This window comes from Bacteroides mediterraneensis (assembly GCF_016900355.1).
Taxonomy (GTDB): Bacteria; Bacteroidota; Bacteroidia; order Bacteroidales; family Bacteroidaceae; genus Phocaeicola.
The window spans coordinates 1-13,930 of the sequence record NZ_JACJKA010000023.1 but is presented as its reverse complement, the minus strand read 5'-3'; the positions used below and the strand labels follow the sequence as shown (position 1 = coordinate 13,930).

The window sequence follows — 13,930 nt, the reverse complement described above, 5'->3', positions numbered from 1 at the left end:
AAAAGATGACACGACATTATCGTTCCCTGACCCCTGAAGAGATTGCCCGGTTGGAAGCCCAGCATTGTGTGGCTTCCGATTGGGAAAGTGTAGAGGTGGCCGAGGATTTTCATACAGACCATATCCATCATGTCCGTTTCTCCGGAAAGATCCGACTGGGTTTTTTTGAGAAAGAGTTTACACTGGCGGGTGGAATTACCAAGCATTCAGGGTTGTACTATGCTACATTGCATAATGTAACCGTAGGCGATAACTGCTACATTGAAAATGTGAAGAATTATATTGCCAATTATGAGATTGGGCAGGATACCTTTATCGAGAATGTGGATATTATTCTGGTCGATTGCCGGAGCCGTTTCGGAAATGGAGTGGAGGTCTCGGTCCTGAATGAAACGGGGGGACGGGAGGTGATTATGCACGACCGCCTGTCGGCCCATCAGGCTTACATCATGGCGCTTTACCGTCATCGCCCGGTACTGATTGAGAAGATGCGGCAGATTATTGAGACCTATGCAGAGGTCCATGCTTCGGAAACAGGCACGATAGGACATCATGTCACGATTGTCAATGCGGGTTACATTAAGAATGTACGGATTGGCGATTATTGTCAGGTGGAAGGAGCCGGACGTCTGAAGAACGGAAGTGTGAACAGCAATGAAGCGGCGCCGGTGCATATCGGTTACGGAGTGGTGTGTGATGATTTCATCATCTCAAGCGGCTCCCATGTGGAAGACGGTACCATGCTGACCCGCTGTTTTGTGGGCCAGGCTTGTCATTTGGGACACACGTATTCAGCTTCCGATTCGTTGTTTTTCAGTAACTGTCAGGAAGAGAATGGAGAGGCTTGTGCTATTTTTGCCGGACCTTTCACGGTGACACACCATAAGTCAACTTTATTGATTGCGGGTATGTTCTCGTTCATGAATGCGGGTTCGGGTTCAAACCAAAGTAATCACATGTACAAGCTGGGGCCGATTCATCAGGGAACGCTGGAACGGGGGGCCAAGACCACCTCTGATTCTTATGTGTTGTGGCCGGCCCGTATCGGTGCCTTTTCATTGGTGATGGGGCGTCATGTAACGCATCCGGACACTTCCAATCTACCTTTTTCTTATTTGATTGAAGAGAAAAATACGACGTATCTGGTGCCGGGTGTCAATCTGCGAAGTGTGGGAACCATCCGCGATGCGCAGAAATGGCCTCGCCGTGACAAGCGGAAAGACCCGAACCGGTTGGACCAGATTAATTATAACTTGCTGAGTCCGTACACCATTCAGAAGATGATGGTCGGACGCCGGATTCTGAAGGAGCTGGCACGGGTATCGGGAGAGACTTCGGAAATCTATTCCTACCAGAGCGCGAAAATCAAGAATTCTTCCTTGAATAAGGGAATCAAATTCTACGAAACAGCTATTCACAAGTTTTTAGGCAATTCCGTGATTAAGCGCTTGGAAAATATCCATTTTACTTCTGATGAAGAAATTCGGAAACGGTTGTTGCCGGATACTTCGGTCGGTACAGGAGAGTGGGTAGATATCTCCGGATTGATTGCGCCGAAGAGCGAGATTGAACGGTTGATGGAGGATGTAGAGTGCGGACGGTTGACTTCCGTAGATGAGATACACAATCGTTTTGCGGATATGCACTCCCATTATTACACCTATGAGTGGACGTGGGCTTATGAAAAAATGATGGAGTTTTATGGTTTGCAGGCCGACAAAGTGACGGCAGCAGATATTGTGTCTATCGTGCGCCAGTGGCAGGAAGCAGTGGTTGGACTCGACAAGATGGTATACGAAGATGCCAAGAAAGAATTTTCACTGACTTCCATGACCGGATTCGGAGCCGATGGAAGTAGTGAGGAAAAAGTGCGTGATTTTGAAGAAGTGCGGGGCGTGTTTGAGAGCAATCCATTCGTGACGGCCGTGCTTGAACACATTAAAGTGAAAACCGCCCTTGGGAACGAATTGATAGAACGTCTGAAAGATTTGTTGTAAAAATACAGGAGGGTCTGTGTATGAAGAATATATGCGGATGGATTTGTTTGCTGTGCTTGTGTTTTCTGTCTCTGCAGGCACAGGCCGGAAGGAAAAAAGTGCTGGAATATCCGGGATTCGTATGGGCCAACACTTCTGAAATAGAGTTTAAGCGGATGATTCTGACCGAGGAACAGACGCAGGTGGATGCCGTGATGTATGGTAAGCCCGGCACTCCGCTCGTCATCTCCTCCCAGGCCATGTTGAAAGGAGCGAATGGGGCAGTGGCCCGTTTGCGCGAGGCCGATAAAATATCTATTGACGGAGTGACAGAACCGGAGGTAATTGGTGAGGACGGAAGATTGGAGGTGACCCTTTCTTTTGCCCCGTTGCAGTCCGACGTGCATGAGGTGGATTTCGTGGAACCGGAAATGAGCTGGAACATCTTTGGCATTCAGTTGAGCCGGAAGGAACCTTATATATATGTGCCGAATTTTCTGACTTCAGATACTTCGATGGATTCGAATGAGCTGCCGGAGCCGGGATTGTCGGAAGGAAAGGCGGTCGTGAATGGATATATTTTAGGATATGATTCGAAAATGGCCTTGTTGGGCGAACTGGTATATGAGGACGGGTTTTTTCCTCAGCCTTGGACGCTGCCCGTAAAGATACGTCAGGATGGTTCTTTCCATTTGGAAACAGAATTGTATCAGCCTGTGTTGACCTCCTTGAAGTTAGGTGAGGCCACTTTGTCTCTTTTTCTAGTGCCGGATGAAGAACTTACGGTTTATATTCATTTGCCACGTTTGAGCATGTCGTGCTCGCATCTGTTGGGCAGACATTATGAGAAAAAAGAAAAAGCTTGGTTTGATGGAGCGGCTGAAACAATCAACAGAGAGCTGTCTGTGGGGAACAAATCAGCCTTGGAAGCTTATCAAGCTGTGGAAAAAGACTTGATGGAACGTCCGGAAATTGCCGGAAAATTGAAAGCTGATAGTGAAAAAGTGAAACCGGTGTGTGAACGTTTGCTGGCTGCTTCTTCTTTGACTTCGGATGACGTGAAAATCTTGAGAACATTGGAATTTCCAGAAATACGTACTTATGTAGAAACGGTGGCGCAGGCTCTCCAGTTGAATGCTGCGCGAGTGGTCTCTACCAAAGAGGCGGTGGTGGCTTCGCTGGATACCCAGGTGGCAGGTGCCGATATTCTTCCCCGGATTATTGCGCCACATAAAGGAAGAGCTATTTTGATAGACTTTTGGGCGACTTGGTGCGGTCCGTGCCGGAAAAGCATGCAGGTCATGCTTCCCCTGAAAAAAACACTGGCCTCCAAGGATATTGTCTATATTTACCTTACGGGGCCTTCTTCTCCGGAAAGTATCTGGAAGGCTGCACTTTCTAAGATGACCGGTGTACATTATCGGCTGACGGACGCACAATGGAAGTACCTTTGCAGTTCGTATGGGGTGACCGGCATTCCTGCCTATTTGATTATCAGTCATGACGGAAAATTACAGGCGCGCTATGTAGGTTTTCCGGGCGTAGATGTATTGCAGGAAGATTTGCTTCGGGCTGTGGAAGAGTGAAAAGGATTGCCGATAACTTTTTGGATGAATTAAGGAAAAATTTCAATAATACTTTGTAACTTTGCTGCACAATAACTAACAATAAATACAATTATTATGGCAACACCAGAATTCAAGTATCAGCCGATGTTTGAGAAAGGTAAAGATACGACTGAATACTATTTGCTTACAAAAGACTATGTGTCAGTAAGCGAGTTTGAAGGAAAACCTATCTTGAAGGTTGAAAAGGAAGGTCTTACAGCAATGGCGAATGCGGCTTTCCACGATGTCTCTTTCATGCTGCGCCGTTCACACAACGAAAAGGTGGCTAAGATTCTGCACGATCCGGAAGCCAGCGAGAACGACAAGTTTGTAGCACTTACTTTCCTGCGCAATGCCGAAGTGGCTGCCAAAGGCGTACTGCCTTTCTGCCAGGATACGGGTACTGCCATTATCCACGGTGAAAAAGGACAGCAGGTATGGACAGGCTACTGCGATGAAGAGGCCTTGTCTCTGGGTGTGTACAAAACTTATACAGAAAACAACCTGCGTTATTCTCAGAATGCACCGTTGACCATGTACGACGAAGTGAACACTCGTTGCAACCTGCCTGCACAGATTGATATCGAAGCTACTCAGGGAATGGAATATGAATTCCTTTGCGTCACAAAAGGTGGTGGTTCTGCCAATAAGACTTATTTGTATCAGGAAACAAAAGCCATCCTGAACCCGGATACACTGGTTCCGTTCCTGGTTGAAAAGATGAAGACACTGGGTACAGCTGCTTGTCCTCCTTATCATGTAGCATTTGTGATTGGAGGTACTTCTGCTGAAAAGAACCTGTTGACCGTGAAACTGGCTTCTACTCATTATTACGATAATCTGCCTACTACAGGTAATGAATACGGTCGTGCATTCCGCGATTTGGATTTGGAACAGAAACTGCTGGAAGCTGCTCACAACATTGGTTTGGGTGCACAGTTCGGTGGTAAATACTATGCACACGACATCCGCGTCATCCGTCTGCCGCGTCACGGTGCTTCTTGTCCGGTAGGTTTGGGCGTATCTTGTTCTGCTGACCGTAACATCAAATGTAAAATCAACAAGGACGGTATCTGGATTGAAAAGCTGGATTCAAATCCGGGCGAACTGATTCCGGAAGAATTGCGTCAGGCTGGTGAAGGCAATGTAGTGAAGATTGACCTGAACCGTCCGATGAAAGAAATCTTGGCTGACCTTGACAAATATCCGGTAGCTACTCGTCTGTCATTGACTGGTACCATCATCGTAGGTCGTGACATCGCTCATGCCAAACTGAAAGAACGTCTGGACCGTGGTGAAGACTTGCCTCAGTATATCAAGGATCATCCGATTTATTACGCTGGTCCGGCCAAGACTCCTAAGGGTATGGCTTGCGGTTCTATGGGACCGACAACTGCCGGACGTATGGACCCGTATGTAGACCTGTTCCAGAGTCATGGTGGTTCTATGATTATGTTGGCTAAAGGTAACCGTAGCCAGGCTGTGACAGATGCCTGCAAGAAGCACGGTGGTTTTTACCTGGGTTCTATCGGTGGTCCGGCTGCTATTCTGGCTCAGAACAACATCAAGAGCATTGAATGTGTAGAATATCCGGAACTGGGTATGGAAGCTATCTGGAAGATTGAAGTAGAAGACTTCCCTGCATTTATCTTGGTGGATAACAAGGGTAACGATTTCTTCAAACAGATCAAACCTCGTTGCACTGGTAACTGTAAATAATTGAGACTTTAGATATGCTTTTCCCGTAGGGAGGAGCATGAGACCATACAAAGGATTTGCAAACCGTAGCCTGTCGATGGCCGGATTTGCAAATCCTTTTTTATTCTATTTCCCCCGATTTGTTTCATCATAGTGGATTAAAAATGAATTTTCTGCGTTTTTGTAAGAACTGGACGCTTCCCATTGCGATGGTCATGGGAGTCATTCTGTATTTTGTGTATGTCAATATCCCTTTTCTGGTGCCGACCAAACCGTTTGTGAGCCGTGCCATCGACATTGTGCAGCCGGTATTGATTTTTCTGATGCTGTTTCTCACGTTCTGTAAAATCAGTCTGCATGATTTGAAGCTGTGTGCCTGGCATTTGCGTTTGCTGCTGATTCAGGGAATCAGTTTTGTGGTTTTGGGCTTGCTGCTGGTGATATTCCCAGATTTCCCGGCCCGCATTTTAGTGGAAGGAGCGATGATTTGTCTGATTTGTCCTACGGCTACGGCGGCCGCGGTAGTCACCCGTAAATTGGGAGGAGATGCGGCCCATCTGACCACCTATACCATTCTGATCAATATTCTGACCGCCATTTTGGTACCGTTGATGCTTCCGCTGGTTCATCCGCATCCGGAACTGAATTTTGGTAGTTCGTTTACCCTGATTTTAGGAAAGGTCTTCCCGTTGTTGCTTTGTCCGTTTTTGGCGGCTATTCTGTTGCGGGTACTTCTGCCGAAGGTACATGCCAAGGTGGCGCAGTATCATGAACTGTCTTTCTACTTGTGGGCCGTAGCCCTGACCCTGGCCATCGGCGTGACGGTGAAGAGTATAGTACACAGCGACGTGTCTTTCTGGTATCAGGCCGGATTGGGCGTCATTTCACTGGTATGCTGTGCGGCGCAATTCTATTTTGGAAAGAAGGCCGGGCGTCAGTATGGCGACTCCATCAGCTCCGGACAGGCTTTGGGGCAGAAAAACACCGTATTTGCCATCTGGATGGGTTATACTTTCTTCACTCCGGTGACGGCAGTAGCTGCCGGATTCTACAGTGTATGGCACAATGTGGTCAATTCCTACCAGTTGTATCTACAGCGGAAAGCAGAAGGAACGTCCGACGCTTTGAAAAATTAACAGCAAGTCTGTCATTGCTGTGCGCGGAAAGTTGTAACTTTGCCGTCACTTTGTAATGTAGAAGAATAGATTCGCATGATTTCAATAGAAGGATTGAAGGTGGAGTTTGGAACGACTCCCTTGTTTGAAGATGTATCGTTTGTTATAAATAAGAAAGACCGCATCGCGCTGGTCGGGAAAAACGGTGCCGGAAAATCCACCATGCTGAAAATCCTGGCGGGATTGCAGCAGCCTACGGAAGGGGTGGTGGCCGTGCAGCGAGGCATTACCATCGGGTATTTGCCGCAGGTGATGATTTTAAGCGATACACGTACGGTGATGGCGGAAGCCGAGATGGCTTTTGAGCATATTTTCGAGATGCAGGAGAAGCTGGAAAAGATGAACCAGGAGCTGGCCGACCGTACGGATTATGATTCGGAGAGTTATCACGAACTGATAGAGCGCTTTACCCACGAGAACGAACGTTTCCTGATGATGGGAGGTACCAACTACCATGCAGAGATTGAGCGTACGCTGACGGGATTGGGATTCAACCGGAGCGATTTTGACCGGCCGACATCTGAGTTCAGTGGGGGATGGCGTATGCGTATCGAGCTGGCGAAACTTTTGTTGCGCCGTCCGGATGTGCTCTTGCTCGACGAGCCGACCAACCACCTGGACATCGAGAGTATCCAGTGGCTGGAGAATTTTTTGAAAGCAAGTTCGGGAGCCGTAGTGCTGGTGAGCCATGACCGTGCCTTCATTAACAACGTGACGAACCGTACGATTGAAATTTCCTGCGGACGGATATACGATTACAAAGTACCCTACGATGAATTTGTCGTGCTGCGTAAGGAACGCCGCGAACAGCAGTTGCGTGCGTACGAAAACCAGCAGAAAGAAATAAAAGATACGGAAGATTTCATTGAACGCTTCCGTTACAAGGCTACCAAGGCCGTACAGGTACAGAGCCGCATCAAGCAGTTGGAAAAAATCGTGCCCATTGAGATTGACGAAGAAGACAATTCCACCCTTCGCTTGAAGTTCCCTCCTTCCATCCGTTCCGGTAATTATCCGGTGATTTGCGAGAATGTGAAGAAAGCATACGGCGACCATGTGGTGTTCCACGATGTGAACCTGACCATCCACCGCGGGGAAAAGGTGGCGTTTGTGGGAAAGAATGGCGAAGGTAAGTCTACTTTAGTAAAGTGTATCATGGATGAGATTCCTTTCGAGGGCAAGCTGACCATCGGACACAATGTGCAGATTGGGTATTTTGCCCAGAACCAGGCCCAGCTGCTCGACGAGAACCTGACGGTGTTCGATACCATCGACCGGGTGGCGAAAGGAGATATCCGTTTGAAGATACGCGATATCTTGGGTGCCTTCATGTTTGGAGGAGAAGCCTCCGAAAAGAAGGTGAAAGTGTTGTCGGGAGGGGAACGCAGCCGTCTGGCCATGATTAAACTGCTGTTGGAGCCGGTGAACTTCCTGATTCTGGATGAGCCGACCAATCACTTGGACATGCGTTCGAAAGACGTGCTAAAGGAAGCGATAAAGGAGTTTGACGGGACCGTCATCGTCGTATCACACGACCGTGAGTTCCTCGACGGACTGGTGACCAAGGTGTATGAATTTGGCGGCGGTCTGGTGAAAGAACATATCGGTGGCATTTACGATTTTCTGCAAAAGAAGAAGATGGAGAGCCTGAACGAACTTCAGCTGTCACAGTCGCCGCAGGTGACTCCAGAAAAGAAAGAAGAAACGCCGGACAGTGACAACAAACTTTCGTATGAGGCCCAGAAAGAGCTGAACAAGAAAATCCGTAAGTTGGAAAAGCAGGTGGCCGACTGTGAGGCAAAGATTGAAAAACTGGAAGGCCAGGTAGGGGAACTGGAGCAGCAGATGGCTACGCCGGAAGGAGCTTCCGACATGAAACTGTATGAGCAGCACCAGCAGTTGAAGAAACAGATTTCAGACGCGGAAGACGAGTGGGCTGCCTTCTTGTCGGAACTGGAAGACATGAAAAAAGAATAATTTGAGACTTAATTAAAATAACAACCATTTATGAACAAAAAGAATTATGTAGCCGTAGCTGCATTGGCATTTGCTATGCTGACCAGCTGCGCCGGACAGAAGGAGGCTAAAAGCACTTCTGGTATCGATCTGGCAAACATGGATACGACTGTGGCTGCCGGAACCGACTTTTTCCGTTATGCATGTGGCGGTTGGAACGACGCACATCCGTTGACTGCCGAATATTCTCGTTATGGCACATTCGACCTGTTGTTCGAAAACAGCCAGAAGCAGTTGCGTGAACTGATTGAAGGACTGGCTGCCCAGAAGAACAACCCGGCAGGTTCAGCCGCACAGAAGATCGGGGATTTGTACAACATGGCCATGGACAGCGTGACCTTGAACAAGCAGGGAGCAGAACCTGTGAAAGCAATGCTTAGCAAGATTGCAGCTTTGAAAGACAAGAGCGAAATTATTCCGATGATGACCGAAATGGCACATATCGGTGTGGGTACTTATTTCCGCAGCTATGTATATGCTGACCCGAAGAACAGTTCGCTCAACATCTTCCAGATGGGACAGGGTGGCATCAACCTGGGTGAAAAGGAATATTACCTGGACAACGACAGCATTACGCAGAATATCCGTGAACAATATAAGGTGTATATCGGCAAGCTGTTCAAGCTGGCAGGTTTCACAGAAGCGGAAGCTCAACAGAAGGTAGCCGATGTGATGGAAATCGAAACCGCCATCGCCAAGGCTTCACGCAGTGCGACAGAGCTTCGTGACCCGGAAGCCAACTACCACAAGATGTCGTTCGACGAACTGAAGAAGACCATCTCTGGTATCGACTGGGATGCGTATGTAAAGGGATTGGGCATTCAGGCTCCTGCTGAACTGAACGTAGAACAGGTAGAACCGATTCAGGAAGTGGCTCGTTTGATGAATACTTTGCCGCTGTCAAAACACGTGTCTTACCTGGAATACAACTTGATCGATGCAGCCGCTTCTTGTCTGAGCGATGATTTCGTGGCTGCCCGCTTCGATTTCTATGGCAAGGTATTGTCTGGTCGTCAGGTAAACCAGCCGCGCTGGAAACGTGCCGTAAGTTCTGTAGACGGTATGTTGGGTGAACTGGTAGGCGAAATGTACGTGGAAAAATACTTCCCGGCTGCAGCCAAGGAACGTATGGTGAAACTGGTGAAGAACCTGCAGGTAGCACTGGGCCAGCGTATCGATGCACAGGACTGGATGAGCGACAGTACTAAGGTGAAAGCACATGAAAAATTGGATGCTTTCCATGTAAAAGTAGGTTATCCTGACAAATGGAAAGACTATTCCAAACTGGACATCAAGAAAGACTCTTACTGGGCTAACGTATGCCGTGCTTCAGAATGGAACTTCAACGATATGTACAGCCGTCTGGGCAAACCGGTCGACAAGGACGAATGGTTGATGACTCCGCAGACAGTGAACGCATACTACAACCCGTCTACCAATGAAATTTGCTTCCCGGCAGCCATTCTTCAGCCGCCGTTCTTCAACATGGAAGCTGACGATGCTGCCAACTACGGTGCCATCGGTGTGGTAATCGGTCATGAAATGACACACGGATTCGACGACCAGGGTCGCCAGTTCGACAAGAACGGTAACCTGACCGACTGGTGGGCTCCGGGTGATGCTGACCGCTTCAAAGAACGTGCACAGGTAATGGTAGACTTCTTCAACAATATCGAAGTATTGCCGGGCTTGCATGGAAACGGTGAACTGACACTGGGTGAGAACCTGGCCGACCACGGAGGTTTGAACGTAGCTTTCCTGGCTTTCCAAAATGCCACGAAAGATGCACCGCTTGGTGTAGTGGACGGTTTCACTCCGGAACAGCGCTTCTTCTTGGCTTATGCTACTTTGTGGGCTGGTAACATCCGCGACGAGCAGATTCGTGTATATACCAAGTCAGACCCTCACTCTTTGGGCAAATGGCGTGTGAACGGTGCGCTGCCGCACATCCAGGCTTGGTACGATGCCTTCCACATCACACCGTCTGATCCGTTGTATGTAGCTCCGGAGAAACGTGTGAACGTATGGTAAGCCGTAAATTCTGAGAATTAATATTCAGCATATAAAAGGTCTATGGACTGTCATGATGTCCATAGACCTTTTTTTATGGCCTTCAGCGTGATAAGTATAGGAGGCAGGGAGTATTCTTTCATTTCTACTGGCATATTCTTTCTTTTCTACCGATATTTTCTCTGTTTCACACTTTGGAATTTGTATCCCACACTGTGAAATATATATCCCACACTGTGGTTTTTGTATCCCACAGTGTGAAACAGAGAATTTATGAGGAAGTTTGAGAGAATATGTAGGTAGAAAAGAAAGTTTGCAAAAATATTTTTCTTACTATCTGCTATTTAGAAAATAGATTGTCTTTTATAAAAAATAAAAATTTGTCATATTTACCTACTTTGATATAATGGATTGTTTATAAGAATTTTATTGTTGGATTTCTAATTAAAATCGATAAAATATTATGCTTTAATTGTTTTGCGCCATACTTCTTTTAAGTACATTCTTATAAATAAGGATAGAAGATAGGCTATTTTTAGGAGTATTTTATTGTATTTAATTAATTATCTTTGATAAAAATAATTCATATAAGCGCTATTGAAGGGGAGCAATAGAATCGTGTGTAGAGTTCTTTCATTTTGAGTTTAATGATAGTAATTCAAACTGTGTAGAGATGTAGCTGTATGGAATAGCTTTTTGTATTGTGTGATATAATAAGAGGGAAATTTGTTAGCCGTATTTATGTTTATTTATAATAAGAATGCTTATGAATAGATTGTTTCTTTTATTTATTTTGTGGATTAGTTTTGTGAATGTGCATGCTTCTATCAGTGGGGATAGTGTGAAGCCTTTTGTTGGTAAATGGGGATATTGGAAGGGGGATTGTTATTATGAGTTGGAGTTAAGTTTGTATGACATTCCTGTAAGTGGAAATTATGGAATGTATAGTGATTTCTGTGGAGATACTTCGGAGGAGTTTCCTGTTGTGGATGTCATTTCTATACAAAATAATGTGGCGAATGTCATAGTTGAAACTTATAATGGGAAAAGTAAGGCTTTGTTGGAGTGTGACCCTATTTCTAAAAAGATTTCTTTAAAGATTTCAGGTTTTGCACCACTTGTATTTAATCATCAGGATAAGTTTGGTTTTGTATGTATCAGGGGAGGTGACAAGGTCAATGTGCGTGCTGTTCCAGTGTCAGGTACTCCGTTGTTAAAAGCTGATCGTGGTCAGAGTTTCAAGTTTTTAGGAAAAGAACAAGGCTGGTTTAAAGTGGAGCTCTCTGAATTAGACAGGCGTGTAGGGTATATTTCTCCGGAATATGGTTTTTATCTTAAAGAGAATGATATACCAGAAGATGCGTTGTCCAAAAGCTATTCTAATGGACCGGTTTCTATTGAATTTAGTAAAAAAGGCAATCAAGTGATGATGCTTAAGACGACTATGCGTCCGTTAAAAGACGGTAGCTTCTTACCTGCTTTAGTTGAAAATTATTTAGGAAGAAAGGAAGGAAATGCATTAATATTTACTTATTTCCAATCTGGATATATTATGGAGTTGAACGTGGAGGAGATGTCAAAAATAGATCCTTATGTAATTTATTACCAGAAAGATCCTGGAATGTTTATTATGGAAGGTAAGAATTATTCCGTAGTTGATGAATTTTGAAGAATTTTCTGTGAATTAATATTGTGAAACTAATAGTTGAAATTATAGAATAATCATATTGTTAGAATTGTACACAGTTATAGAGGCAATATTGGTATAATAAATTTTAATATAAAGGGTATGAAATCGATTATATATTCTTCATCTTTTGCAAAAATATGTGTGATGATAATAGCATTGTGCTTGTTTTCGTTGTCATATTCTCAAGAAATTGATACTGGATTATATAAAGTGGATGTAAATACGAGTTTAGTCGTACGTGAAGCTCCGTCATCTCAGGCCCCAAAAATAGGCTCAGTAAAGAAAGGAGACTTGTTAGAGGTACAATCATGTGTGGACGGTTGGGCTGAAATAAAATATGATGGCCAGAAAGGATATGTTAGTGCTCGTTATCTTGTAGCCTGTACTCCTTCGGGTGAGTGTATAATTCCAGGTATCAATGATAACTTGTTTGATTCTCAGGTGTATCTGTTTTTGTATAAAAAAATGCCTTTCGTAATTTTGGGATTAGGTATATTGTTGCTGCTGCTGGCTCGTACTCCATTAAGTGGTGTGTTGTTAGTGTTGATGGGAGTTTCTGAATTGTTGTTTGTGGCGGGGTGTATGGCTCCTGGTCACTCTTCTATGGTTTGGTTTGGAGATCCTGGTGAAGTTGGCTGGCTTTATGCTATATTAGGCTTTGCTTTACTGATAGGTGTATTAGGATTTCAATTCGCAGCTTTTCGTGGGCTTATGTCTGAAGTGTTTTCCGGATGTTTGTGGAGTTTGTTAGGGTATCCATTGATGCTTGTGCTGGGATTATCTATTGCTTCATTGATGCTGAGTCTTAAATTATGGTTTATTGTTCTGGGAGGAATCGGTCTTTTGTGGTTGATTGTGGCAATGAAAAATCGACTTGGAATCGTGGAAGCACTTCGTCCAACTTTGTTACTCTCATTGACATGTGGTGGTTTTCTAGCTATGGTTTGGGAATCTGCTGGGCTTCTGATTGGAGGATTCTTGATATTATTATTAATAGGTGCGGTAGCAAATGGAGGAGATCATGCTTCTGCACGTAAAGTTTCGCAGAATTTATCTCAAGTTCCTGCCTCAGGAATATCGCAAGAGACAGAAGGAGGGGATAGAGTGATCTATGATAATAGTGGGCGTCCTACTTTTTTGTCACGTAATCCGACTACGGGAGAGTGGCAAGATGAAGAAGGACATTTCTGGGAAGTAGAAGATGATGGTTATTCTCGTCGATTATGATTTTCTATAGTAGAATACTTTTTCATTTGCATTGATATTTTGAGAACAGATATGATTAATAGTAGGTAAGAGTAAAATTTTGTTATTTGTTAATTGGTTGTTTTCAGATTGATTATGCTTGGTTCGTGCTGAGATTGGTTCCCTAAGCTTTATTCGTAAGAAAATTAAGGAGAAAAGGACGTTTTCCACTGAAGAAATCACGGTTTTCGGTGTTGTGCGTTCTTGTTAAAAGTTCTTCTTTTGTATAGAAAAGAAGGTTCGCTATATACCTGGAAAAGACTGATGCGGTGGCCTTGAAGCCTTGTAAAAGAGGATTCCGATAAATAGGAAAGTGAGATAGATTATTTATGGGAATTTTGTTTTGCATTTAATTGCTTATTTTTGAAAAAAATAATTATTGAAGGACATTAGTGTCCCGTTAAAATGGGACGAGTTAAACAATTAATCAAAAAGCCCCGGAATCAGGGGATCATTTAGATCTTTGACATCATTGAAATTAGTCTTGTCGAACAGGTCACGCAAGTGGGTTTT

At 45.0% G+C, this 13,930-nt stretch carries 8 protein-coding genes; all 8 read left to right on the top strand.

The features are described from left to right. Nucleotides 1-5: 5 nt before the first annotated feature. The 8 genes from H6A28_RS11755 to H6A28_RS11720 all read left to right on the top strand — a co-directional run bounded on the left by H6A28_RS11755 (nucleotide 6) and on the right by H6A28_RS11720 (nucleotide 13,399). On the top strand, nucleotides 6-1,997 hold the full coding sequence (locus H6A28_RS11755; RefSeq protein ID WP_204480492.1) for a DUF4954 family protein: 1,992 nt from the start codon (nucleotides 6-8) through the stop codon (nucleotides 1,995-1,997). Between the two features lie 20 nt (nucleotides 1,998-2,017). Next, nucleotides 2,018-3,562, top strand: a complete 1,545-nt coding sequence (locus H6A28_RS11750) for a TlpA family protein disulfide reductase (RefSeq protein ID WP_204480490.1) — start codon at nucleotides 2,018-2,020, stop codon at nucleotides 3,560-3,562. A gap of 96 nt (nucleotides 3,563-3,658) precedes the next feature. Beyond that, nucleotides 3,659-5,302: a fumarate hydratase gene (locus H6A28_RS11745; protein WP_204480488.1), complete on the top strand. Its 1,644-nt coding sequence runs from the start codon at nucleotides 3,659-3,661 to the stop codon at nucleotides 5,300-5,302. Between the two features lie 143 nt (nucleotides 5,303-5,445). Beyond that, complete coding sequence (locus H6A28_RS11740) at nucleotides 5,446-6,417, top strand: bile acid:sodium symporter family protein (protein WP_204480487.1); 972 nt, start codon at nucleotides 5,446-5,448, stop codon at nucleotides 6,415-6,417. A 75-nt stretch (nucleotides 6,418-6,492) separates the two neighbouring features. Next, entirely contained in the window at nucleotides 6,493-8,433 is a 1,941-nt protein-coding gene (abc-f, locus tag H6A28_RS11735) for a ribosomal protection-like ABC-F family protein (RefSeq protein WP_204475459.1), read from the top strand. A gap of 30 nt (nucleotides 8,434-8,463) precedes the next feature. After that, complete coding sequence (locus H6A28_RS11730) at nucleotides 8,464-10,503, top strand: M13 family metallopeptidase (protein ID WP_204475458.1); 2,040 nt, start codon at nucleotides 8,464-8,466, stop codon at nucleotides 10,501-10,503. A gap of 745 nt (nucleotides 10,504-11,248) precedes the next feature. Further along, complete coding sequence (locus H6A28_RS11725; protein WP_204480485.1) at nucleotides 11,249-12,151, top strand: hypothetical protein; 903 nt, start codon at nucleotides 11,249-11,251, stop codon at nucleotides 12,149-12,151. Nucleotides 12,152-12,271: 120 nt separating this feature from the next. Then, nucleotides 12,272-13,399, top strand: a complete 1,128-nt coding sequence (locus H6A28_RS11720) for an SH3 domain-containing protein (protein WP_204480483.1) — start codon at nucleotides 12,272-12,274, stop codon at nucleotides 13,397-13,399. Nucleotides 13,400-13,930 lie beyond the last annotated feature (531 nt).